The sequence below is a fragment of the Amnibacterium sp. genome (genome assembly GCF_036559085.1).
In the GTDB taxonomy this organism is placed as follows: domain Bacteria; phylum Actinomycetota; class Actinomycetes; order Actinomycetales; family Microbacteriaceae; genus Amnibacterium.
Genome location: NZ_DATBTU010000035.1, coordinates 14,226 through 38,324, shown reverse-complemented (window position 1 = coordinate 38,324; position 24,099 = coordinate 14,226). Strand labels below are relative to the sequence as shown.

Here is a 24,099-nt window from a genome sequence, read left to right as displayed (position 1 = left end):
GCGAGCGCCTACCGGCAGGGCCAGGCGCCGGAAGCCGTGAACGCCGGGTCGTGCGTGCGCTGCATGTACTCCTCGAAGCGCGCGGTCTGCTCGCGGCACCAGGCCACCTGCTGCTCGTGCAGCTCGGCGGCCGACAGGTCGAGGTCGTCCGCGTAGCGGCCGGCGATCGCCTGCGCGAGCCGGCCGGCGGCGATCGCATCCGCGCCGGCGTCGTGCGCGTCGAGCAGCGGTACCCCGTACGCCGCGGCAGCGGCCTCGAGGGTGCGCTTGCCTTTGCGGTAGCGGTCGACGGCCTTGTCGAGCACCAGCGGGTCCACGATGGGGGCGGGCAGCTCGAGCGCGGGCACACCCACCCGCGCCGCCTCGGCCGCGAGCAGCGTGAGGTCGTACGGGGCGTTGTAGATCACGAGCGGGAAGCCGCGCTCGAAGACGCTGCGGATCGCGGCGAGGATCTCCGGCACGACCTCGAAGGGCGAGCGCCCGAACCGGCGCGCGCGCTCGGTGGTGATGCCGTGCACGCGGGCGGCCCCGTCGGGGATCGCGATGCCGGGGTCGACGATCCAGTCCTTGCGCTCCACGACGGCGCCGTTCTCATCGATCACGCCGACGTGGGCGGTCACGATGCGGGCCGTCGCCGTGTCGACACCGGTCGTCTCGAGGTCGAACACGCCGAGCGCCTGCGACCACCCGGCCGCGGCCGCCGCGGCCGAGATCACCGTCTCGACCGTCACCCCTTCGAGCTCGAGCTCGACCCCCTGATCCGTCATGCCGCGAGAGTAGGGGCGCCCTCCGACAGCGCCTGGCAGGGCGCGGCGGCCTCAGATCGCCGGCTGCGGCGTGATCACCGGGATCGCGGTCGTCATGGTCGCCGGCTCCTGCGGCAGCGTGACCTTCAGCCAGAAGAAGGTCTGCGTGCCGAGGGTGATCGTGACCCTGCCCTCCGCGTCGAACGTGGGGAACCGGGCGCCGCCGAAGAGGTCGGTGAGCTGCGCGCCGGCCAGCTCGGGCGCTGTGATCGTGAACGCGATCGGGTTCTGCGAGAAGCTGAACGCGCAGATCACCTGCTCCGGCGGGTCGCCGAGCCCCGTCGACGTGCCGCTGCCGGCATACGACCGGAGGAACGCGAGTGCCGAGTCGTGGTCGGTCGGCAGCACGGTGAGGTCACCGAAGCCGAACACCGGATGCGCCTTCCGCGTGTGGATCACGTTCCGGATCCAGTGCAGCAGCGACCGCGACTGCGCGAGCTGCGACTCCACGTTGACGAGCGAGTAGTGGTAGACGAGCGACTGCACGACCGGCAGGTAGAGCTTGCCGGGATCCGCCGTCGAGAACCCGGCGTTCCGGTCGGGCGTCCACTGCATCGGCGTGCGGGACGAGTCCCGGTCGTTCAGCCAGATGTTGTCGCCCATCCCGATCTCGTCCCCGTAGTACAGGAACGGGCTCCCGGGCAGCGAGAAGAGCAGCGCGTGGGCGAGCTCGAGCTCGGCGCGCGAGTTGTCGAGCAGCGGCGCGAGGCGCCGGCGGATGCCGATGTTCGAGCGCATCCGCGGGTCGTAGGCGTACCAGCCGTACATCGCCTGCCGGTACTCCTCGTCGACCATCTCGAGCGTCAGCTCGTCGTGGTTGCGGAGGAAGACGCCCCAGGTGGCGGCGGTCGGGATGTCCGTCGTCTCGGACAGGATGTTCACGAGCTCGGTGGCGGTCTGGGAGCGCAGCGAGTAGAAGATCCGCGGCATGACCGGGAAGTCGAAGGCCATGTGGCACTCCGGCTCGTCCTCGCTGCCGAAGAACGCCGCGACCTCGCGGGGCCACTGGTTCGCCTCGGCGAGCAGGATGCGGCCCGGGTACTCCCGGTCGACGATCTCACGCAGCTCCTTGATGAAGTCGTGCGTCTTCGGCTCGCCCTCGCCGTTGCCCTCCTCGCTCTCGTAGAGGTACGGGATGGCGTCGAGCCGCAGGCCGTCGACCCCCATGTCGAGCCAGAACTTGACGATGTCGACGATCGCGTCGCGCACCGCCGGGTTCTCGAAGTTCAGGTCGGGCTGGTGGGAGAAGAAGCGGTGGAAGTAGTACTGCCGGCGCACGGGGTCGAACGCCCAGTTCGAGTCCTCGGTGTCGACGAAGATGATGCGGATGTTGGGGTACTTCTCATCCGTGTCGCTCCACACGTAGAAGTCCCCGTAGGGGCCCTCCGGGTCGCTGCGCGACTGCTGGAACCACTCGTGGTCGACCGAGGTGTGGTTCAGCGGGAAGTCCATGATGATCCGCATGTTGCGCTCGTGCGCCCGGCGCACGAGGTCGCGGAACTCGTCGATGGTGCCGAACTCGGGCAGCACGCGCTTGAAGTCGGAGATGTCGTAGCCGCCGTCGCGGAGGGGCGACATGTAGAACGGCGGCAGCCACAGGCAGTCGATCCCGAGCCACTGCAGGTAGTCGAGGCGCGAGGCGAGGCCGCCGAGGTCCCCGGTGCCGTCGCCGTTCGAGTCGACGAAGCAGCGCACCATCACCTCGTAGAACACCGCCCGCTTGTACCAGAGGGGGTCCCTCGTCAGACCGGGCAGCTGGATCGGGGCGGTGAAGCTCACAGGGATGCTGTCCTTCCGAACGGCAGGCGGGTCCGCGTCAGCATAGGACGGCGTGCAGCGCGCTCCCCGTGGACTTCCTGCTTCCGTGCGGCGCCTCCCGCACCCGGGCCCCGCGCTTCCTAGACTGACCGCGATGAAGGTCGTGCCCTCGCCCTACGCCGCGCTGCTCGCGCGCACGCCGCTGACCCAGCACGAGGTGCAGGTGGACGGCGTGCCGGCCTCCTGGTGGGAGTACGGCGAGGCCGGCGACGGCCCGACGCTGCTCTTCGTGCACGGCTTCCGCGGCGACCACCACGGCCTCGAGCCCGTGATCGCCTACCTGCCCGGCGTGCACATCATCGCGCCCGACCTGCCGGGCTTCGGCCTCTCGGCGCCGCTGCCGGGCGAGCACTCCATCGACGGCTACGCCGCCTGGGTCGCGGCGTTCGCCCGCGAGCTCGGGCTGGACGACTCCACGATCGTGCTCGGGCACTCGTTCGGCACGATCGTCGTCGCCGCGGCGCTCGCCGCGGGGCTGCCCGCCTCCCGGGCCATCCTCGTGAACCCGATCGCGGCGCCCGCGCTGTCCGGGCCGAACGCGCTCGGCACCCGCCTCGCCTCGCTCTACTACCGGGTCGGCGGCGCGCTGCCCGAGGGGGTCGGCGGAGCGCTCCTGAAGAACCGCGCGGTGGTGCGCGGGTCCTCGATCGTGCTCGCGAAGACGAAGGAGCCGGCCCTGCGCCGGTGGATCCACAACCAGCACGACCGCTACTTCTCCGGCTACGCCAACCGCCGCGTCGTGCTCGAGGCCTTCGAGGCCTCCGTCACCCACGACATCACCGAGTACGCCTCGCAGCTGCACCTGCCCGTGCACCTCGTGGCCGCCGAGCACGACGACATCACGTTCGTGAAGGACGTCGAAGCGCTGCAGCGGATGCTGCCGGATGCGACGCTCACGGTCATCCCGTCGGTCGGGCACCTCGTGCACTACGAGACGCCCGAGGCCGCCGCCAGGGAGATCGCGCGCTTCGCGGGCGTCCCCGTCCCGTGACGATGCGGCTCGTCGTCGACTGCCGCTACATCCGGCGTGACGGCCGGCACGACGGGATCAGCCGGTACACCGCAGGCATCACCGGGGCCCTCGGACTGCTCGTGCCGCTGACGATGCTCATCGACGACGAGCGGCAGCTCGCGCTGCTGCCCGACCTGCCGTGGGCGCGCACCCGCCCGGTCACGCACCCGCTCGAGCCGCTCATCCCGCGCGTCGTGAACCGGCTGCAGCCCGACGTCGTCTTCAGCCCGATGCAGACGTCCGGCTCGCTCGGTCGCCGCTACGGACTCGTGCTCACGCTGCACGACCTCATCTACTACCGGCACCGGACGCCGCCCGCCGAGTTCGCCTGGTGGGTGCGGCTGCTCTGGCGGGTCGCCTACCTCAGCTACCTGCCGCAGCGGGTGCTGCTCGGCCGCGCCGACGAGGTGGTCACCGTCTCGGCGACGGTGGCCGCGGAGATCGCGAAGCACCGGCTCACCCGCAAGCGCGTCACCGTCGTGCCGAACGCGCCCGACACCGCGCCGCTGGCGGAGGCGGCGCCCGGCCCGCGGCAGCGGTCGCTGGTCTACATGGGCGCGTTCATCGCGTACAAGGACGTGGCCACCCTCGTGCGGGCAGCGGCGCTGCTGCCGGGTTGGACGCTGCACCTCGCCAGCCGCATCTCCGCGACCGAGCGCGCCGGCCTCGAGCAGGTCGCGGCGGATGCGGGCGGTGCCGACCTGGTCTTCCACGACGGCGTCGACGACGCCGAGTACGCGCGGCTGCTCGACGAGGCGACCGCGCTCGTCTCCGCCTCCCGCGACGAGGGCTTCGGCATCCCGGTGGTCGAGGCGATGTCGCGGGGCGTGCCGGTCGTGCTCTCGGACATCCCGATCTTCCGCGAGGTCGGCGGCGACGCCGCGATCTACGCCCGGGTCGGCGACCCGAAGTCGTTCGCCGCGGCCGTGCGGCGGCTCGAGGACGTGGGGGAGTGGCGGCGCCGCTCGAACACCGCGCTCGCGCACGTGGCGACCTACAGCTGGGACGCATCCGCCGCCCGCCTGCTGCCCGTGCTGCAGCGCGTGGCGGCCTCGCGCCACCGCTGACCCACGTGGGCCGAGGGCCCGACGGGCGGTTTCGGGCGCGGATGGGCGTCATCGGACGCCCGTTCTGCCCGAAGTGGCCCGTCGGCGCGAAGTCCGGCGCGCTCAGTCGGCGGTGGAGACCGGGTCCACGACCGGGAGGAGGTCCGACGACCAGGGACGACCGGCGAAGGTGATGAGGGAGATCCGGCCGTCCTCGACCCGGAACACGTGGTCGGAGCCGTTCTCGATCCGGACGCCGCGCTCGGGCCAGGTCCAGCGGGTGACGTCGCGGACCAGCGAGCCGATCACGCCGCCGTGGCTGACGACGAGCAGCCGGCTGCCCGGGTGCTTCTCGGCGAGCGCGAGCAGGGCGGGCCGCACCCGCTCGATGACCGCCTCCCGCGGCTCCCGCGCCTTCAGCACGCCCGCCCAGCGGCGGTCGATCTCCTCGCCGGTCATCCCTTCGGCCTCGCCGTAGTTGCGCTCCACGAGCGCCTCGACGAGCTCCGGCTCGCCGAGGGCGACCTCGGAAGCGATGATCCGGGCCGTCTCTGCTGCGCGGGAGAGCGGGCTGGAGGCGATGCCGTCCCAGTGCTGTCGGGCGAGGCGGCGGCCGGCTTCGCGTGCCTGGCGCCGCCCGGTCTCGTTCAGCGGGATGTCGGAGAGGCCCTGGACGCGGCCGAGGCGATTCCACTCGGTCTCCCCGTGGCGGACGAGGACGAGGTCGGTCATGGCGGTGCTCCAGGGCTCGAGGGGCGGCCCCGGCCCGCGATCACGCGATCAGATGCGCGCGGAGTGCGCTGAGGGTCTCCGAGGTCCCGGCGTCGATCTTAACCGCGGCCACCTTGTCGCCCTTCGTGTCCCCGCGGTTCACGACCACGATCGGGATGCGGCGCCGGCGGGCCTGCTCGAGCAGCCGGATGCCGCTGTTCACCGCCAGGGAGGAGCCGGCGACGAGCAGCGCGTCGGCGGTGCGGACGAGGGCGCTCGCCTCGACGAAGCGCTCGGTCGGCACGAACTCGCCGAAGAAGACGACGTCGGGCTTCAGCACGCCGCCGCAGACGGTGCAGTCGGGGACGACGAAGTCGGAGACGTCGCCGACGTCCGCGTCGCCGTCCGGGTTCAGCACCCCGGACGCGCCGCGTTCGACGAACCAGGCGTTCGCCGCCTCGATCCGCTCGGCGATGCTCGACCGCGCGAAGGTCTGCCCGCAGACGAGGCAGAGCACCCGGTGCACGGAGCCGTGCACCTCGACGATGCGCTGCGAACCCGCCTTCGCGTGCAGCCCGTCGACGTTCTGCGTGACGATCCCGTTGACGTGGCCGGCCGCCTCGAGCTCGGCGAGCGCCCGGTGGCCCTCGTTCGGCTCCGCGGCGACGAAGCGCGACCAGCCGAGGTAGCTGCCCGCCCAGTAGCGCTGGCGGAACGGAACGCCGGAGACGAACTGCTGGATCGTCATCGGCGTGCGGGGGACCGCGTCGCGGCCCCGGTAGTCCGGGATGCCGGAGTCCGTGCTGACCCCGGCGCCGGTGAGCACCGCGATGCGGCCGGCGAGCAGCGGGAGGGCCTTCTCGAGCCCCGCGGGCTCGGCCGCCGGGCTTCCCGCCGGGGCGACGCCCGTGGTCAGGCTCATCCGGGCAGCATAATCGGGCGAGTTTTCGGGCAGGTTTCGTCCGACCGATTCGAGGAGGCGCGTGTGCAGGTGCGACCGCTGCCGCCCGAAGGACTCGCCGACCCGGCGCTCGAGGACTTCGTGCGGCTCACCGACGTGGCGCTGCGGCGCAAGCTCGAGCCGGCCGGAGGGCTCTACCTCGCCGAGTCGACCAAGGTGATCGAGCGGGCGCTCGCCGCGGGCCACCGGCCGCGCGCGGTCCTCGCCCGCGGCGAGTGGCTCCCGCAGCTCGAGCCGCTGCTCGCGCCGTTCCCGGACGTGCCGGTGTACATCGGCGACGACGCGGCGCTCGCCGGGATGACGGGCTTCCACCTGCACCGCGGCGCGCTCGCCTCGATGCACCGGCCCGACCTGCCGGATCCCGCCGAGCTGCTTCGCGACGCCCGCCGCGTCGTCGTCCTCGAGGACCTCGTCGACCACACGAACGTCGGCGCGGTGTTCCGCAGTGTGGCCGCGCTCGGGGCGGATGCGGTGCTCGTGACACCGCGCTGCGCGGATCCGCTCTACCGGCGGAGCGTCCGCGTGAGCATGGGCACGGTGCTGCAGGTGCCATGGACCCGCCTTCCCGAGTGGCGGACCGCCGCGCCGCTGCTCCACGACGCCGGGTTCGTGATCGTCGCGCTCGCCCTCGCCGACGACGCCGTCGGCCTCGACGTGCTCGAGCAGGACCCGCCCGAACGGCTCGCGCTCGTGCTCGGGGCGGAGGGCGACGGGCTCAGCCGCGCGGCGCTCGCCGTCGCCGACACGACGGTCACCATCCCGATGCTGCACGGCGTCGACTCGCTGAACGTGGCCGCTGCCGCGGCCGTCGCGCTCTGGGCGACACGCGTGCGGTGACCCCCATCCGGGGGAGGGCCGCGGATGTTCCGTATCCTTCTGCGGTGCCGAACGACGATGCGCCGAACTTCCGGCTGCGCCGACTCGTCGTCGGAGTGCTCGCGGTCTTCATCCTGATCGTCGCGATCGGCGTGCCCGTCGCGATCCTCGCCCCGGTGCCCGAGGCGCAGGCGAGCGTCCCCCAGGCGGCGCCGACGACCACCCCAGCGGCGCACGCGACGTTCCCGTCGTTCGGCGACGGCGCCGTCGGCGCGGTCGGGCTTCCCGGTGTGCTCGCCACCTCCGGCAGCCAGAAGCCCCACTCGATCGCGAGCATCACGAAGGTCGTCACGATGCTCGTGGTGCTCGAGAAGAAGCCGCTGACCGGCAGCGAGCAGGGCCCGACGATCACGTTCACCGACCGCGACGTGCAGATCTACGACCAGGTGATCGCCAACAACGGCTCGAACGCGCCGGTCGCGGCCGGCTGGAAGCTCACGGAGCGTCAGGCGATCGAGACCACGATGCTGCCGTCCGCCAACAACTACGCCGAGTCCCTCGCGATCTGGGCGTACGGCTCCGTCCCGAGGTTCCTCACCGCGGCGAAGGCGTTCCTGAAAGCGCACGGCCTCACCCACACGACGCTCGTCGACTCGAACGGGCTGGACGCGGGTGACAAGAGCACGCCGAGCGACCTCGTCGCGCTCGGCATGCTCGCCCACGCGAACGCCGTGCTCGCGGAGATCGTCTCGATGCACAGCGTCACCGAGCCGCAGATCGGCCTCCTCACGAACACCAACGAGCTGCTCGGGCAGGCCGGGGTCGACGGGATGAAGACCGGGACGACGGACCAGGCCGGCGCCTGCCTGCTCTTCACCGCGAAGGTGTCGGTCGACGGGCAGCCCGTCGAGCTGGTGGGCGTGATCCTCGGCGCCCCCTCGCATCCGCAGCTCGACGCGACCGTGCCGGGCCTGCTGAGGAGCGTGACGGCGGGCCTCCACGAGGTGAAGCTCTCGACGAAGGCCGAGCCCTTCGCGACCTACCACACGAAGTGGGGCGGCACCGCGAAGGCCGTCGCCGGCGCCGACGCGATGGTGCTCGTCTGGGGCAAGCAGCACGTGTCGCGGACGACGCAGGTCGAGGACATCCGCGGCGGCCGGAAGAACGAGCGGGTCGGCTCCGTCGCCTTCGCGATCGCCGGCCGCACCGTCGCGGTGCCGCTGCTGCTCGACCGGAACGTGCTCGCCGCGCCCGTGTGGTGGCGGCTCACGCACCCGCTCCGCTAGCCGCGGAGCGCGCGCGTCAGAAGCCGGGACGCTTCGGCTGGATCGTGTCGCCCGAGGACACCCGGCGGATGCGGCGGCCCACCCAGGGCAGGAAGTACTCCCGCGTCCAGACCAGGTCGTCGCGACGCGCCTGCCGCCACGTCTGCGGCTTGTGCGGCTCGGGACGGCCGGGCTCCAGGTCGTGCTCGACGCCGAGGGTGTCGAGGACCATGCGGGCGACCTCGTGGTGGCCGAGGGTGTTCAGGTGGAGGCGGTCGATCGACCAGTAGCGGGCGTCCTGGATCACCTTCAGGCCCCACTGGTCGGCGACGAGCGCGCCGTGCTTCGCCGCGAGCACGCGGAGGTGCTCGTTGTAGACCGCCGTCTTGCCGCGGATGCGCCGGAAGACGGGGGAGAAGCCGACGTCGACGCCGGTGAAGAGCACGACCGTCGCCCCGGTGGCGGCGAGCGCCTCGAGCGCCGGGTCGAATCGGGCCGCGATCACGTCGGGGTCGGTGCCGGGGCGGATGACGTCGTTGCCGCCGGCGGAGATCGTGATGAGGTCGGGCTGCAGCGCGACCGCCGCCTCGATCTGCTCGTCGACGATCTGGGCGAGCAGCTTGCCGCGCACTGCGAGGTTCGCGTAGGCGAAGTCGGGGGAGCGCTCGCCGAGCACCTCGGCCACCCGGTCCGCCCAGCCGCGCAGGCCGCCGGGGCTCTCCGGATCCGGATCGCCCACCCCCTCGGTGAACGAGTCGCCGACCGCGACGTAGCGCAGCCAGGTGGTCGGTGCCGCAGCCGGCAGCGCCGGGGTGTCGATCGTGTCCGTCATCCGTGATCCTCCGGTGCTCCAGTATCCGACCGCCGGCGGAGGGGCGCGTCCAGGTGACGCGCCCGGCCGGCGGCGCTGGTCGGCGTGTCCGCCGGGGCTCGATTAGCCTCGACAACCGCATGTCCACGCACCTGTTCGACGCCGCCCCCGGTGCCCACCAGGCCGCGAACCTGCCGCCCGCCTTCCCCGACCGGGCGCCGCGCGGGACCGCCGGCTCGCTGCGGCGCTGGCAGGAGGAGGCGCTCGCCGCCTACTTCGAGCGCGAGCCCCGCGACTTCCTCGCCGCCGCGACGCCCGGCGCCGGCAAGACGACGTTCGCGCTCCGGCTCGCGAAGGAGCTGCTCGCGCGCGGCACGGTCGAGCGGGTCACGGTGGTGGCGCCGACGGACCACCTGAAGCGGCAGTGGGCGGAGGCGGCCGAGCGGGTCGCGATCCACCTGAACCCCGTGTTCAAGAACTCCGACGGGTGGCTCGGGCGGCACTGGCACGGCGCGGCCCTCACCTACGCGCAGGTCGGCGTCGACGCGGCGCTGCACAAGCGGCTCACCGAGTCGGCGAAGACGCTCGTCATCCTCGACGAGGTGCACCACGGCGGCGACGCGCTCTCCTGGGGCGACGCCATGCGGGAGTCGTTCGGCAACGCCACCCGCCGGCTGCTGCTCACCGGGACGCCGTTCCGGAGCGACACCGCGCCGATCCCGTTCGTCAGCTACGCGCCGGACGCCGACGGCATCCGCACGTCGATGTCCGACTACTCGTACGGCTACCGCCGGGCGCTGGAGGACGGCGTCGTGCGGCCCGTGCTCTTCATGGTCTACAGCGGCGCGATGCGCTGGCGCACCTCGGCCGGCGAGGAGATGAGCGCGAGCCTCGGCGAGGCGACCACGAAGGACATCACCGCGCAGGCCTGGCGCACCGCCCTGTCGCCCGAGGGGGACTGGATCCCCGCGGTGCTGCAGGCCGCGGACCAGCGGCTCACCGAGGTGCGGCGCCACGTGCCGGATGCAGGCGGGCTCGTCATCGCCTCCGACAAGACCACGGCACGCGCGTACGCGAAGCGGCTCGAGGTGATCACCGGGGAGCCGGCGACCGTCGTGCTCTCCGACGAGAAGGAGGCGAGCGACCGGATCGCCGACTACTCGGCGGGCACCTCGCGCTGGCTCGTCGCGGTGCGGATGGTGTCGGAAGGCGTCGACGTGCCGCGGCTCTGCGTCGGCGTCTACGCCACGAACGCATCGACCCCGCTGTTCTTCGCCCAGGCGATCGGCCGCTTCGTGCGCGCGCGGAAGCGCGGCGAGAGCGCATCCGTCTTCCTGCCGAACGTGCCGGTGCTGCTGAAGCTCGCCGAGCAGCTCGAGCTGGAGCGCGACCACGCTCTCGACCGGCCGTCCGACGACGACATGTCCGGCGCCCTCGACGAGGACGCCCTCACCGCGGCGAACCGCCAGGACAAGGCGTCAGAGGCGCTCACGCTCGACGGTGCGTTCCAGGCGCTCGGCAGCGACGCGAAGTTCGACCGCGTGCTCTACGACGGCGGCGAGTTCGGCTTCGAGGCGGAGGTGGGCAGCGAGGAGGAGCTCGACTTCCTCGGGCTGCCCGGCCTGCTCGAGCCGGACCAGGTGCGCGACCTGCTGCGGCACCGGCAGGCGAAGCAGCAGCGCCGCGGCAAGGGCCGCGTCGCGCCGCCCAGCGCGCCTGCGCCGACGCGGCAGCCGGTGCACGACCTGCCGCTGCACAAGCGGATCAAGGAGCAGCGGAGCCTGCTGAACGACCTCGTCGGGCTGTGGGCCCACCGCACGAACGCGCCCCACGGCTCCGTGCACGCCGAGCTGCGACGGATCTGCGGCGGCCCGGCCGTCGCGCAGGCGTCGCCGGAGCAGCTGCAGGCCCGGATCGACCTGCTCCGGAAGCGCATCAACGGCTGACGCCGTTCGGCTGCCGCTCGGGGGCGCGGCCTAGGGTTCCGGCCGATGCAGACCTTCCTGCCGTATCCGTCGTTCGCGGCGAGCGCGGCCGTGCTCGACGGCCCGCGGCTCGGCAAGCAGCGCGTCGAGACGCTGCAGATCCTGCGCGCGCTGCTCGTGCCGACCTACGGATGGCAGCGGCACCCGGTCGTGCAGATGTGGCGCGGCCACGTGCCCGGGCTGACGGCGTACGGGCTCGCGATGACCGACGAGTGGCTCGGCCGCGGCCATGCGGACACCGTGCGGCCGCAGCTGGTCGAGTTCGCGCCGGAGGTCGACGGGGTGCCGCAGGACGAGCTGGCGGAGCGTGGGCTGCTCCCGCCGTGGCTCGGCGATCCTGTCGTGCACGAGAGCCACCGGTCGCGGCTGATCGCGAAGGATCCGGACTTCTACGGCACGCGCTTCCCCGGCACGCCGCTCGACCTCGAGTACGTGTGGCCACCGGCGCCCGCTGCGCCGCAGGAGCCGCACGTCGCGCCGCTCTGGGTCGTCCGGGTCGACGACCTCGACAGCTGGCGCGACGCGGGCCTGGTGGGCATCCCGCAGGCCAACTCGGCCGGCAAGATCACCCCGGCCTGGCGGCAGCAGCACGAGCGGTTCGCGGAGGAGCTCGCGCCGGGTGTGCTCGTGGCGGTGCTGGGCGCGGCGGATCCCGCGCTGCTGCACCTCGCGGAGATCACCGGACCGCCCGCATCCGTCACGATCGACGGGGCGGAGTACCTCGCACGGTCGGCTCGGTACGAGGGCGACCTCGCCCGGGGCGAGCTGCCGGTGCCGGCAGAGCTGCAGAACCCTCGGCGCCTCTTCCCGGTGGCACCACCGCATGCGGTGCGCGCGGGCGCCGGCGACCTGCACCCCGAGCAGCGGACCATCCGGATCTCGGCCTGGCCGCCGAGGTCGGGGCCGAAGACGTAGCGCTCGCCGTCGGGTGCGAAGCCGTGCTTCGCGTAGAACGCCAGGGCCCGTGGATTCGCCTCGAACACCCAGAGCTCGCCGGCGGTGCCGGGCGGCAGGACGGCGTCGAGCAGGCGTACCCCGGTGCCCGTGCCCTGCTCCGAGGCGAGCACGTAGATCGAGTACACCTCGCGGTCGGTGGCCGGCGGGCGTCCGTGTGGCAGATGGGTGCGGGTGGGTCCGCTCGCGGCGACCCCGACGATACGGCCCTCGCGCTCCGCTACCACGGCCCGCTGGCCTGGCCACGGGTCCGTCACGGTCCGCCGCCAAGCCTCGATGCGGCGCCCCTCCGTGAAATCGGCCCAGAAGGACGAGGGCAGCAGGTCGTCGTAGGCCTCGTGCCAGGCGGCGAGGTGCATCCGGCCGGTGGCCTCCGCGTCGCCTTCGGTGAGCGGCCGGATCACGGTCATGGCCCCATCTTGCCGTCCGGCGACCGAGCACCCATCAGCACGATCGCTGACGTGCTCCGGGGTCAGCGGAAGTCGCGGGACACGTGCCGCGCGCCGATCGGCAGCCGCTCGAACCGGTCCGCGACCACGTTCACCACGCCCTCGGGCGAGCGCTCGAGGATGCCGCGCACGATCATCGCCGGCGCCTCCCGGGCCACGCGGCGGTACCGCTGCCAGACCCCGACGCTCGCGATGACGTTGATCATCCCGGTCTCGTCCTCGAGGTTCAGGAACGTGATGCCGCTCGCGGTCGCCGGGCGCTGCCGGTGCGTGACGACGCCGCCGACCTCGATGCGCCTGCCGCTCTCCGCGGACCGCAGGGCGCTCGACGTGAGCACGCCGCGGCGGCTGAGATCCCCGCGCACGTACGCGACCGGGTGGTCGTCCGGCGTGATGCCGGTCGCCCACAGGTCGGCCGCGACGCGGTCCATGCCCGACGGCTCGGGCAGCAGCGGCGGCTGCACGCTGATCGAGGTGTGCGGCAGGTACTCCGGCCGCTCCTCCGCGGCAGGACCGGCGGCCCAGAGCGCCTCCCGCGTGTTCATCCCGAAGCACTCGAACGCGCCGGCGGTCGCGAGCGCCTCGAGCTGGGGCACCGAGAGCCCCACACGCCGGGCGAGGTCGCGGATGCCGATGTACGGACCGCTCGCGGTGCGCTCGCGCACGATCCGCTCCGCAAGCGCCTGGCCGATGCCCGTGACGCCGGTGAGGCCGAGCCGCACCGCATGGTTGCCGTCACGCCGGTGCTGCACATCCGCGATCGGAGCGGAGCGGTCGAACCGCGGCGCCACCGGCGGCTGCTGCGCATCGAGGCAGCCGGCCATCCCGGTGGGTCCCTGCGCGGAAGCGACGGGTTCGAGGGTCGGGTCGACGAGCGACGCGTTGATGTCGGGTCGCCGGATCTCGACCCCGTGCCGGCGGGCATCCGCGGTGAGTGAGGCGGGGGAGTAGAAGCCCATCGGCTGCGCGCGGAGCAGCGCCGCGAGGAAGACGCCCGGGTAGTGCAGCCGCATCCACGCGCTCGCGTAGACGAGCAGCCCGAAGCTCAGCGAGTGGCTTTCCGCGAAGCCGAAGTTCGCGAACGCCTGGATCTTCAGGTAGATCTCGTCGGCCGTCGCCGGGTCGATGCCGTTCGCCGCCATCCCCGCGTAGAGCTTCTCCTTCAGCGACTCGATCCGCTCGATCCCGCGCTTCGAGCCCATCGCGCGCCGCAGCAGGTCGGCGTCCTCGCCCGTGCAGCCGCCGACCGCCATCGCGACCTGCATCAGCTGCTCCTGGAAGATCGGGACGCCCAGGGTGCGGGCGAGCACCGGCTCGAGCAGCGGATGCAGGTAGGTGACCGGCTCGTCGCCGAGCCGCCGCCGGACGTACGGATGCACCGCTCCGCCCTGGATCGGCCCGGGACGGATGAGCGCCACCTCGATGACGAGGTCGTAGAACCGGCGGGGCTGCAGCCGGGGGAGCGTGCCCATCTGGGCCCGCGACTCCACCTGGAACACCCCGACCGTGTCGGCGCGGCAGAGCTGGTCGTAGACGCCCTGCTCCTCCTTCGGGATCGTCTCGAGCGTCCACCGCTCGCCGACGTGCTCCGCGGCGAGGTCGAAGGCGTACTGCAGCGCGGCGAGCATCCCGAGCCCGAGCAGGTCGAACTTCACGAGCCCCATCCAGGCGCAGTCGTCCTTGTCCCACTGCAGCACCGTGCGGCCGGGCATCCGCGCGTGCTCGACCGGCACCACCTCGCCCACCGGGCGGTCGGTGAGCACCATGCCGCCGGAGTGGATGCCGAGGTGCCGCGGGAACTTCAGCACCTGCTCGGCGAGCTCGACGACGGACGCCGGGATGTCGTGGTCGTCGCTCGAGGTCACCGCGCCCCACCGCTCCACCTGGCGGCTCCACGCGTCCTGCTGGCCGGTGGAGGCGCCGAGCGCCTTCGCCATGTCGCGCACCGCGTTCTTCGGCCGGTAGGTGATCACGTTCGCGACCTGCGCCGCGTTGCGCCGCCCGTAGGTGGCGTAGACGTACTGGATGACCTCCTCGCGGCGGTCGGAGTCGAAGTCGACGTCGATGTCGGGCTCCTCGTCGCGCATGCTCGACAGGAACCGCTCGAACGGCAGGTCGAAGAAGATCGAGTCGACCGCGGTGATGCCGAGCAGGTAGCAGACGGCCGAGTTCGCGGCGCTGCCGCGGCCCTGGCAGAGGATGCCGCGGGACTTCGCGTAGCGGACGATGTCGTAGACGATCAGGAAGTAGCCGGGGAAGTCCTTCTCCTCGATCACCGCGAGCTCCCGATCGATCCGGGCGAGATCGGCCGGCGACGCCCGCGGGTACTTCTGCGGAATCGCGTCGTGCACGAGCTGCTTCAGCCAGGTGATCGGTGTGTGCCCCGCGGGGACGGGGAGCTTCGGCAGGCCCGGCTTCAGGCTCTTCAGCGCGAACCGGGTGTCCTCGGCGATGTCGACGGTGGTCTCCACGGCCCCCGGGTAGCGCGCGAAGCGGATCCGCTGCTCGGCTCCCGAGTACAGGGGGGCGGCGGATGCGGGCAGCCAGCCGTCCATCTCGTCGAGGCTGCGGCGGGCGCGCACCGCGGCGAGCGCGGTCGCGAGGCGGCGGCCGCCCGGGGTGGCGACGTGGGCGTTGGCGGTGGCGACGACGGGCAGCCGCCGGGCGCCGGCGAGCGCGAAGAGCGCGTCGTTCGCGGCGGAGTCGAGCGGGGCGCCGGTGTCGAACAGCTCGACGACCACGCCGTCCCGGCCGAACTGCCCGACCAGCCGGTCGAGCTCACGCCCCGCGGCGACCGGATCGAGGCCGGCGCCCGTCACGAGCGCCTGCCGCACCCGGCCCTTGCGGCAGCCGGTGAGGGCGAGCACCCGGCCGTTGAGGGCGTCGACGAGCGCGGCTTCGTCGTAGACCGGCTTGCCCTTCTCGGCGCCGCCGGTCGGGGAGCCCTCGGCGCCCGCGAGCTGCGCGTCGGTGATCGCCGACGCCATCGCGTGGTAGCCCTCCGCGCCGCGGGCGAGCAGCAGCAGATGCGAGCCCTCCGGATCCGGCACGCCGTTCTGCGGCGCCCCGAGCCCGAGCGAGAGCTCGGCGCCGAAGACGGTGTGCACCGCGTGCTGCTCCGCCGCCTCGGCGAGGCGCACGGCTCCGTAGAAGCCGTCGTGGTCGGTGAGGGCGAGCGCCGACAGCCCGAGCCGGCTCGCCTCCTCGAGCAGCTCCTCTGGGCTCGAGGCGCCGTCGAGGAAGCTGAAGTTCGAGTGCGCGTGCAGCTCCGCGTAGGGCACGACATCCGAGTCGGCCGCGGGCGGCTGCTCCTTCGGCCGGTAGGGGTGCCGCTTCAGCGACCAGGCCGGGCTGTCGCCGCCGTCGGCCGCGACCGGCGGCCCGCCCGGGCGGCGCGAGTCGGAGAGCCGTCGCTCGAACTCGGACCAGGGGATTGGTGGGTTGCTGTAGCCCATGGCACCAGTATCGAAGACGTGTTCGACATCGGCAAGGGAATCGCTGATCATCGGCCGAATTACAACCGTGTGGTTCGCCGACGCTCCCGCGCCGCCGCGAGCGTCTGCTGTCCGCTTGGACAACTGTTGCGGTTCTAGCGGCCACAGTTGTCCGTGCGGACAGCAGACGGGTTGGAGGAGCGATGGACGATCGCGAGCGGCCGGGCGCCCGGCAGTGGGTGCCGGAGGGCGCCGACATCGCGGCGCTGAAGACCGCCGCCGAGGCCTGCCGGGGCTGCGAGCTGTGGGAGCCCGCGACGCAGGTCGTGTTCTCGGCCGGGCCGCCGTCCGCGTCGGTGGTGCTGGTCGGCGAGCAGCCGGGCGATCAGGAGGACCGGCGCGGCATGCCGTTCGTCGGCCCTGCAGGCACGCTGCTCGTGCAAGCGGTGCGGGACGCCGGGATCGACCCGGCCACCGTCTACCGGACCAATGCGGTGAAGCACTTCCGGTTCGAGCTGCGCGGCGCCCGCCGCCTGCATAAGACGCCGGAGGCCGTCCACATCACCGCGTGCCGGCCGTGGCTGCACGCGGAGCTGCAGCAGCTCGCGCCCGGCATCGTCGTCGCGCTCGGCGCGACCGCGGGCCGATCCCTGTTCGGCCGCCCGGTGCGCATCGGCGCCGAGCGCGGGCACGTGCTCGAGGGCGCGATCCCCGACACCGACGCGAAGGCGCTGCTCACCGCGCATCCGTCGGCTGTGCTGCGGATGAAGGACGACCCCGGCTACGACGACGCCTACGCCGCGCTCGTCCGCGACCTCAAGACCGCTGCGGCCGCCGCGGGCTGACCCCGGCCGCCCGCGGTGTGCAGGACAGCGTGCGATGTGCAGGACCGGCACGCGCCGCGCGTCCTGCAGACCGCACCGGATCCTGCAGAACGCACGGCTAGTCGTACCGCGCCTCCGCCCACCACCGCCCGGACTCGAAGCAGAGCAGCCACGCGGATCCGTCGCCAGCGACGACCTGCAGGCGGTGCACGCTGCGTGCCGCCGCCGGGTCCCACCAGCGCTCGTCGACCGGCCACGGCCCCGCCCACGCGGTGACCAGCAGCCGGGAGCTCGACCCGGGCGGCACGAAGCCCGCCGGCGGCCCGCTCGGCATGCCGCGCTCGTCGACGGCGACCGTCTCGCCCGCCGGGTCGAGCACGGCGACGTCGGGCCGGTCGCCGAGCACGCTCGCCGGGCTGAACCCGGGCAGGCGGCCGGGCCACGGCCGTTCCGGATCCCGCTGCGGCGCCGCCCGCTCGCCCCACGGCGCGAGCACGCGCCGGTCCGCGACCAGCCGGCCGCCGCCGACCGTGGCCGTGAGCACCGCCTCGTGCCCGAGCATGCTCTGCACGCGGGAGAGCGCGTGGTGGATCCGCTCGTCCGGTCCGCCACCCCACAGGCCCTGCTCGTGGTTCGCCGCCGCGTCGACGTTCTCGGGCGTGAGCCGCACCGCGGTCACCGCGGCGGACAGCTCCTCGACGCCCACCCCGGTCAGCTGCCAGCGCACCCGGTCGACCACGTCGAGGGGCGTGAAGGACCGCGGATGCAGCCACGTGCGCCGGCGCACCCCGCCGTCCTCGGTGGTGATCTCGACGGTGAGGCCGGTGCAGACGGCGAGGTCGGCCGTGAGGGCGTCGAGGAACCCCTCCGCGGTGCGGCGGAGGGCGAACGCGATCTGGTCCACCCGGTCGAGCGGCGGCTCGAACTCGATCCTGGCGTCCCGGTCCTTCGGCGCCGTGCGCGGCACGACGCGACGCGCATCGAGGCCGGCCGCGACCCGGTGCGCGGCCTCGCCCGACGGGCCGAACCGGTCCCGCACCTGGTCGACCGGCAGCGCCGCGAACGCGCCGAGCGTGCGCACGCCGAGCTTCGCGAGCACCTGCGTGAGCTCGGGCAGCCCCGTGAGCGCCACCGGCAGGGGCGCGAGGAACGCCGCGCTGCCGCCCAGCGGCACGATCCTGGAGCGCCTGGCCGCCGTCGTGGACCGTGCGGCCTGCTCGGCGGCGAACGGCCCGTCGGCGAGCCCGACCCGCGCCTCGGGCACCCCCGCGGCCGCGAGCAGGCCGAGCACCGCATCCGCCGCCTCGGCCTCCCCGCCGAAGTAACGGGTGGGGCCCTGGGCGCGGATCACCACCACGCCGGGCCGCGCGACCTGCACGGTCGGGATGCCCGCCTCGAGCGCGAGCAGCACCGGCTCGAAGTGCCGCGCGTCGGCGGCCGGGTTCGCGGGCAGCACGGTGAGGGTCGCGCAGCGGGCCTGCGCCTCCCGGATCCGCAGGCCGCGGCGCACCCCGGCGGCCCGGGCCGCGGCCGAGCACGCGGCCACCACGCCGGCCTCGACGACCGCGATCTCGGCCTCGAGGTCGACGCCCGCCTCCGCGGCGCCCGCGCGGATCGGCCAGTCGGGGCACCAGGCGACGATCGCGCGCTCGGGCGTCACACCGCCTCCAGCCGTCGCCGCGCCGGCTGCTCGGCCCAGAGGTCGGCCTCGCCGATGCTCCACGCGTCGTCGCGGATGCGCACCGGATGCACCGTGCGGATGTCGCGGGCCGTCACCGCGATGCGCACGTCGCGGCCGGCGAGGTAGCCGGATCCGGTGCCGATGCCCGTCCAGGAGGTGGTCTCGATCTCGAGGGTCGCCTCCGCCTGCGCCCACGGGCCGAGCACGAGCAGGGTCGAGCCGCGCTGCCGCAGCCGGGACGCGAGCCGCGCCGCCTCTCCAGCGGCGGCGCGCGCCGGGGGCCGCAGCAGCACGACCGGCAGCACGTCGGCGACCTGCGCGGCGACGGCGAGCCACGCCTCGCCGGGCTCCGGCACGAGCACGAGCCGGTCGAGGTCGACCCCGAACCCGGCCGCCGCCTCGATCCCGAAGTCGGGCACCCCGATCGCCGCGCACCAGCCGCCGGCCGCGCTCGGCCCGGCCATCAGCAGCATCGCGAGGGTGAGCGAGTCGGGCACCGCGTAGGCGACCCCGGCCTTCAGCGCCCCGCCGGGCAGCAGCGGCGCGAGCTCGGGGCGGGTCGGCAGCGTGCGGGCGCCGAGCCCGGTGGCCTGCATGGCGCGGATCTGCGCCTGCAGCTGCTCGACCGTACGGGCGCGCTCCTCCGGCGCGAGCTGCACGGCGGAGAGGGACACCCCCTCATCTTCGAACACGCGTTCGATGCGCGCAACATGCCCGTCACCCGTGCTCGGTACGCTGCGGGGGTGATCAGAGCCGACCGGCGTCCGCACCGGTGAGCTTCACCGCGACCGTGGCCTGGGCCGTCGCGGCCCTGCTGCTCGTCGTCGGCGTGACCGGCTTGTCGCGCCGCGTGGGCTGGTCGGCGCCGCTGCTGCTCGTTCTCGCGGGAGTCGGCATCGCGTTCATCCCCGGCGTGCCGACCGTGCAGCTGAACCCCGAGGTGGTGCTCGTCGGCGTGCTGCCCGCCGTGCTCTTCGCAGCGGCGCTGCAGACGTCCTTCCTCGAGGTGCGGGCCCGCGGCGACTCCATCCTCACGCTCTCGGTCGGGCTCGTCGTGTTCTCGGCGCTCGTCGTCGGGATCGTCACGTGGCTGCTCGTGCCCGAGATGACCTTCGCGGCGGGCATCGCCTTCGGGGCGATCCTCGCGCCCACCGACGCCGTCAGCGTGGGCGCGATCGCGGGCAGCGGCAAGCTGCCGCGGCGGCTCGCGGCGCTGCTCGAGGGCGAGGGGCTGCTGAACGACGCCACGGCGCTCGTGACGCTGAACAGCGCGATCGCGGCGATCGGCGCGGTGGTCACCATCGGGGACATCGCCCGGGACTTCACGCTCGCGGTCGTCGGCGGCCTCGCCTCCGGGGTGGCCGTCGCCGTCGGGCTCACCTGGATCCGCCGCCGCCTCAAGGCCCCCGTGCTCGACACCGCGCTGTCGCTCGCGGCGCCCTACATCGCCTACCTGCCGGCGATCCTGGTGCACGGCTCCGGCTTCCTCGCGGTCGTGGTGACCGGCGTCTGGCTCGGGTACCGGGCGCCGGTCTTCCAGTCGGCGGAGTCGCGGATCGCGGAGCGGATCAACTGGCGCACGCTGTCGTTCCTGCTCGAGAACGCCGTCTTCCTGCTCATCGGGCTGCAGCTGCCCGAGATCGTCCGCAGCGCGTCGAAGTCGAACATCGGCCTGCTGCCGGGCGCGCTGCTCATCGCCGCCATCTACCTCACGATGGTGCTCGCCCGGTACCTGTGGGTGCTCGCGGCGACGGTGCTGTACCGGTTCGGTCCGGAGCGGCTGCGCGAGCGGCGCTGGGGGTGGCGCACCGCGTTCGCCATCTCGTTCGCGGGGGTGCGCGGCGTCGTCACGCTCGCCGCGGTGTTCCTGCTGCCCGACGACACGCCGCAGGTGGGCTTCCTCAAGCTCGCCGCGTTCGTCATCGTGGTGCTGTCGCTGCTGCAGGGTCTCTGGCTCTCCTCGCTCGTGCGCTGGATGCGCCTGCCGCTGCCGAACCCCGATCAGGACCGGATGCAGATCCGCATCCTCGTCGGCGAGGCCCAGCAGGCGGCGCTCGAGCGGCTCGAGCACGAGGCCGCGGAGGACGACCCGGAGGAGGTCGTGCAGAGCCTGCGGCAGACCGCCCAGTACCGGATGGGGATCGGCACCACCGACGAGGAGGGCGTCGCAGCGCAGCCCGACGTCTACGCCCGTCTCCGCCTCGCCATGCTCGACGCGGAACGGCACGCGGTGCTCGAGGCGCGGCAGGAGGGCCGCTACGAGGAGTCCGCGATCAACGCGGTGCTCGCGGACTACGACACGATCGAGGCCGCGATGAAGCGCTCCTACCGGCGCGATCTGCCCAGCCGGAGGCCGCCGCAGCTGCTCCGCGTGCGGCGCCGCTCCTAGCGCTCGTCGTCGAGGTCGATGTCCTGACCGGCCAGCTCGTTGTCGGGCAGGATCGGCTCGAACTCGACGGGCGCGCCGCCGGTCGGCCCGTCGTTGCCGTCGCCCGGGCCGGGGAGCACGGTGTCGCCCGCGACCGCGTCGTTCGTGACCGTGTCCATCGACTCGGCGCGCAGCGCCAGCGGGTCGCCGCCGGCGAGGTCGTCGTCGGGGTCGTCCGGCAGCACCGCCTCGCCGTCCAGGCCGCCGTCGCCGTTCGGGACGCCGGTGACCGGATCCGCCGAGCCGAGGTCGGCGCCCTCACCCGTCGCGTCGGGGTCGATGTCGTCGGTGCGTGCGTCGCTCATGCGCTCGACGCTACGACCGGCACCTGAAGGGGACGTCACGGCGCCCGTGAGGACGGTGAGCAGGTCGTGCTCCGTGACCGCGGCGATGGACAGCACCCGGTAGCCCTCCGAGGCGAAGAACACGGTGATCCGGTCGTCCTCGACGCTCATCACCCGGCCGTCGCCCCACTCGGCGTGCCGCACCGCCGTGTCGATGGGGAACGGGATCGAGCCGTCGCCGTCGCCGTCGACGGCGCGCGCCTCGGCGTACCGCTCGGCCGCGCCGCTGAAGCAGTTGTCGCAGGCGTGGCAGAGCTGGGTGTCCTCGTCGCCGAAGTAGCCGAGCAGGAACTGCCTGCGGCACTGCGTCGTCTCGGCGTAGGAGCGCATCATCGCGAGCCGCGACTCGTCGATGCGGCGCCGCGCCTCGGCCTGCTCGAGCGCTGCCCGCACCGCCTCGTCCGCGACGATCGGCCGCTCGCCCGAGACCGCCCGGCCGTCCTCGATCGAGAAGACGCCCGCCTCCTCGAAGAGCGCGGCCAGGGCGCTGGCGCGGCGCCCGCTGAGGCCGGCGCGCTCGCCCGCCGCCCGGATGTCGGGGTCGTCGCGGAGCGCCAGCAGCAGCGCCTTCAGGTCCTTCGCCTTCGGCACGGCGCTCGCGAAGAACTTCCGGAGCGCCAGATCCTCCGGCCGGTGGTGCAGGGTCGCGACGGCCGGCTCCCCGTCGCGCCCGGCCCGGCCGACCTCCTGGTAGTACTCGTCGACGCTCTCCGGTGCAGCCGCATGCACGACGAAGCGCACGTCGGCCTTGTCGATCCCCATCCCGAACGCGCTGGTGGCGACCATGACCGCGACGTCGCCCTCGTGGAAGGCCGCCGACAGCTCGCGGCGCCGCTTCGCGGGCAGACCGCCGTGGTAGCCGTCCGCGGCGACGCCCCGCTCCTGCAGCGCGGCCGCGTACTCCTCCGTCGCGCGCCGGGTCCCCACGTAGAGCAGGCCGGGCGCGGGCAGCGCGGCCACGTCGTCGAGCACGGCGGCGACCTGCTCGTGCTCATCGGTGTGCCGCACGACCTTCAGGCCGATGTTCGGCCGGTCGAAGCCGTGGATGAGGATCCGCGGGTCCCGCATCCGCAGGCGCTCGACGATCTCCTCGCGCACCGGCCGCGACCCCGTCGCGGTGAGGGCGAGGATCGGCGGCCGCGGGGCGTCCGGGACCTGCGGGGGAGCGGGCAGCCGCTCGGCGACCTCGCCGAGGCGCAGGTAGTCGGGCCGGAAGTCGTGCCCCCACGACGAGACGCAGTGCGCCTCGTCGACGGCGAGCAGCGAGATCGGCGCCGCAGCGAGCCGGGCGACGACCTCCTCGTTCGCGAGCTGCTCGGGCGCGAGGAAGAGGTAGCCGAGCTCGCCGGCCTCGAGCATCGACCAGGCCTCCTCCGTCCTCGCCTTCGGCTGCGCGGAGTTGACGAGCCGCGCCGGCCGCGCGCCGTCGGTCTCCGCGAGGTGTGCGAGCTGGTCCGCCTGCAGCGCGATCAGCGGCGAGACGACGAGCGTGGTGCCCGGCAGCAGCGCCCCGGCGATCCGGTAGGCCGCGGACTTGCCGTAGCCGGTCGGCATGACGCCGAGCACGTCGTGGCCCCCGAGCACCGCGGCGACGGCACGCGCGAGGCCCGGCCGGAGGGGGTCCCAGCCGAAGACGTCGCGCGCGACGCGCTCGATGTCGCGGGCGTGTCGGCCGGCCTCTTCGCCCCTCGTGTCCTCGATCTGGATCTCGGTGCTGCTCACCGACCCATCGCAGCAGCGGGCGACTGGGCCGTTCCCCAGGGCCGCCATCGCGCGGATCCGGAGATTCCGGGCGACGCGCCGGGCGGATGCGCTCCGCCCCGGCGTGTCGTGCAGGAACTCCGGATCCGCGCGACGTGCGGCGTTCAGGTAACGGGTGCGCCACCGGACGATCCGCCCCTCCCGCCGCCCACCGCCGCTCCCTATCGTTCGTCCATGTCCCGGACCGTGCCGCACCACCCCTTCACGATCGACGCCTGGCGGCGCCGCACCGAGCTGCCGATCACCGTGGCGGCCGTGCTCTTCCTCGTGGTCTACGCGTGGAAGGTGCTCGCGGACCTGCACGGTGCGCCGGCGGATGCGGCGGAGGCCGTCATGGGCGCCGTCTGGCTCCTCTTCGTCGTCGACTACGTGGTCACGCTCTGGCTGGTGGAGCACCGGGGGCGATGGTTCGTCACCCACCTGCCGCAGTTCCTCGTGGTCGCGCTGCCGATGCTGCGGCCGCTGCGCTTGCTGCGGCTGCTCACCCTCTTCGCGGTGCTGCAGCGGGCCACCGGCACCTGGATCCGCGGGCGGGTGACCGTCTACGTCGTCGGATCGACGGCGCTGCTCGTGTTCCTCGCATCCCTCGCCGAGCTCGAGGCGGAACGGCCTGCGCCGGGGGCCGAGATCCGCACGTTCGGGGACGCCGTGTGGTGGGCGTTCGAGACGATCACCACGGTCGGGTTCGGCGACCGGGTGCCCGTGACCGCGCAGGGCCGGTTCATCGCCGTCGGGCTGATGCTCGCCGGCATCGCGCTGCTCGGCATCATCACCGCGACGCTCGCGTCGTGGCTCGTCGAGCGCATCTCGACGGGGGAGCGGGCGGCCGAGGCCGTCACCACGGCCCACGTCGACGCCCTCGCCGGCGAGATCCGCGCCCTTCGCGCCGAGCTCGCCGCCCTTCGCACAGATCGCGCCGTTCCGGAGAAATCGGACGACACGCCGTCGTGAGCGCCCTCGGCGCGGCGTGTCGGCTGAAAACTCCGGAACGGC

Annotated in this window: 18 protein-coding genes and 1 pseudogene; 9 read left to right on the top strand and 10 right to left on the bottom strand. The window is 73.5% G+C overall.

The genetic code is table 11. The annotated features are described in order from the left end of the window. Nucleotides 1-8: 8 nt before the first annotated feature. Together VIG76_RS06655 and treS are read right to left on the bottom strand one after the other, a co-directional pair. Nucleotides 9-767 (bottom strand): exonuclease domain-containing protein, encoded by a 759-nt coding sequence (locus tag VIG76_RS06655; protein ID WP_331952364.1) that lies wholly within the window; start codon nucleotides 765-767, stop codon nucleotides 9-11. Between the two features lie 51 nt (nucleotides 768-818). After that, entirely contained in the window at nucleotides 819-2,585 is a 1,767-nt protein-coding gene (gene treS, locus VIG76_RS06650) for a maltose alpha-D-glucosyltransferase (protein WP_331952362.1), read from the bottom strand. A gap of 133 nt (nucleotides 2,586-2,718) precedes the next feature. On the opposite strand from treS, the gene VIG76_RS06645 reads away from it, so the two are divergent. Beyond that, nucleotides 2,719-3,615, top strand: a complete 897-nt coding sequence (locus VIG76_RS06645) for an alpha/beta fold hydrolase (RefSeq protein ID WP_331952360.1) — start codon at nucleotides 2,719-2,721, stop codon at nucleotides 3,613-3,615. A 2-nt stretch (nucleotides 3,616-3,617) separates the two neighbouring features. Continuing rightward, on the top strand, nucleotides 3,618-4,703 hold the full coding sequence (locus VIG76_RS06640) for a glycosyltransferase family 4 protein (RefSeq protein WP_331952384.1): 1,086 nt from the start codon (nucleotides 3,618-3,620) through the stop codon (nucleotides 4,701-4,703). Nucleotides 4,704-4,805: 102 nt separating this feature from the next. Here the strand turns inward: VIG76_RS06640 and VIG76_RS06635 are convergent, their stop codons facing one another. Both VIG76_RS06635 and VIG76_RS06630 read right to left on the bottom strand, forming a co-directional pair. Next, complete coding sequence (locus VIG76_RS06635; protein ID WP_331952358.1) at nucleotides 4,806-5,414, bottom strand: histidine phosphatase family protein; 609 nt, start codon at nucleotides 5,412-5,414, stop codon at nucleotides 4,806-4,808. 40 nt (nucleotides 5,415-5,454) lie between these two features. Continuing rightward, nucleotides 5,455-6,315: a Sir2 family NAD-dependent protein deacetylase gene (locus VIG76_RS06630; RefSeq protein WP_331952356.1), complete on the bottom strand. Its 861-nt coding sequence runs from the start codon at nucleotides 6,313-6,315 to the stop codon at nucleotides 5,455-5,457. A 69-nt stretch (nucleotides 6,316-6,384) separates the two neighbouring features. Between VIG76_RS06630 and VIG76_RS06625 the strand changes: the two genes are divergently transcribed. Further along, the gene (locus VIG76_RS06625) at nucleotides 6,385-7,191 is read left to right on the top strand and encodes a TrmH family RNA methyltransferase (RefSeq protein ID WP_331952382.1); all 807 of its coding nucleotides are present in this window, start codon (nucleotides 6,385-6,387) and stop codon (nucleotides 7,189-7,191) included. A gap of 44 nt (nucleotides 7,192-7,235) precedes the next feature. Further along, nucleotides 7,236-8,456, top strand: a complete 1,221-nt coding sequence (locus tag VIG76_RS06620) for a D-alanyl-D-alanine carboxypeptidase family protein (RefSeq protein WP_331952354.1) — start codon at nucleotides 7,236-7,238, stop codon at nucleotides 8,454-8,456. Nucleotides 8,457-8,472: 16 nt separating this feature from the next. Here VIG76_RS06620 and VIG76_RS06615 read toward each other — a convergent pair whose 3' ends face one another. After that, complete coding sequence (locus VIG76_RS06615) at nucleotides 8,473-9,267, bottom strand: SGNH/GDSL hydrolase family protein (protein ID WP_331952352.1); 795 nt, start codon at nucleotides 9,265-9,267, stop codon at nucleotides 8,473-8,475. Between the two features lie 119 nt (nucleotides 9,268-9,386). Here VIG76_RS06615 and VIG76_RS06610 point away from each other — a divergent pair, with 119 nt between their 5' ends. After that, complete coding sequence (locus VIG76_RS06610; protein WP_331952350.1) at nucleotides 9,387-11,192, top strand: DEAD/DEAH box helicase; 1,806 nt, start codon at nucleotides 9,387-9,389, stop codon at nucleotides 11,190-11,192. A 45-nt stretch (nucleotides 11,193-11,237) separates the two neighbouring features. Then, the gene (locus VIG76_RS06605) at nucleotides 11,238-12,146 is read left to right on the top strand and encodes an MSMEG_6728 family protein (protein WP_331952348.1); all 909 of its coding nucleotides are present in this window, start codon (nucleotides 11,238-11,240) and stop codon (nucleotides 12,144-12,146) included. A gap of 26 nt (nucleotides 12,147-12,172) precedes the next feature. On the opposite strand, the pseudogene VIG76_RS06600 reads toward VIG76_RS06605, so the two are convergent. Further along, nucleotides 12,173-12,544: pseudogene (locus VIG76_RS06600) on the bottom strand (GNAT family N-acetyltransferase); the annotation flags it as partial. Between the two features lie 113 nt (nucleotides 12,545-12,657). After that, a complete protein-coding gene (locus VIG76_RS06595; protein WP_331952346.1) occupies nucleotides 12,658-16,089 on the bottom strand; it encodes an error-prone DNA polymerase in 3,432 nt (1,143 codons plus the stop codon). Nucleotides 16,090-16,271: 182 nt separating this feature from the next. On the opposite strand from VIG76_RS06595, the gene VIG76_RS06590 reads away from it, so the two are divergent. Next, the gene (locus tag VIG76_RS06590; protein ID WP_331952344.1) at nucleotides 16,272-16,913 is read left to right on the top strand and encodes a UdgX family uracil-DNA binding protein; all 642 of its coding nucleotides are present in this window, start codon (nucleotides 16,272-16,274) and stop codon (nucleotides 16,911-16,913) included. 97 nt (nucleotides 16,914-17,010) lie between these two features. Here VIG76_RS06590 and VIG76_RS06585 read toward each other — a convergent pair whose 3' ends face one another. Continuing rightward, nucleotides 17,011-18,552, bottom strand: coding sequence for a DNA polymerase Y family protein (locus VIG76_RS06585; RefSeq protein WP_331952342.1), 1,542 nt, complete (start codon nucleotides 18,550-18,552; stop codon nucleotides 17,011-17,013). Then, complete coding sequence (locus tag VIG76_RS06580; protein ID WP_331952340.1) at nucleotides 18,549-19,247, bottom strand: hypothetical protein; 699 nt, start codon at nucleotides 19,245-19,247, stop codon at nucleotides 18,549-18,551. Before VIG76_RS06580 ends, VIG76_RS06585 begins: the two co-directional genes overlap by 4 nt. Before the next feature lie 98 nt (nucleotides 19,248-19,345). Here VIG76_RS06580 and VIG76_RS06575 point away from each other — a divergent pair, with 98 nt between their 5' ends. After that, nucleotides 19,346-20,962, top strand: coding sequence for a cation:proton antiporter (locus VIG76_RS06575; RefSeq protein ID WP_331952338.1), 1,617 nt, complete (start codon nucleotides 19,346-19,348; stop codon nucleotides 20,960-20,962). On the opposite strand, the gene VIG76_RS06570 is transcribed toward VIG76_RS06575, so the two are convergent. Continuing rightward, nucleotides 20,959-23,067 (bottom strand): RecQ family ATP-dependent DNA helicase, encoded by a 2,109-nt coding sequence (locus VIG76_RS06570; RefSeq protein WP_331952336.1) that lies wholly within the window; start codon nucleotides 23,065-23,067, stop codon nucleotides 20,959-20,961. The two genes, VIG76_RS06575 and VIG76_RS06570, sit on opposite strands and share 4 nt — an antisense overlap. Nucleotides 23,068-23,280: 213 nt before the next feature. Between VIG76_RS06570 and VIG76_RS06565 the strand changes: the two genes are divergently transcribed. Then, nucleotides 23,281-24,057, top strand: coding sequence for a potassium channel family protein (locus tag VIG76_RS06565; protein ID WP_331952334.1), 777 nt, complete (start codon nucleotides 23,281-23,283; stop codon nucleotides 24,055-24,057). Nucleotides 24,058-24,099 lie beyond the last annotated feature (42 nt).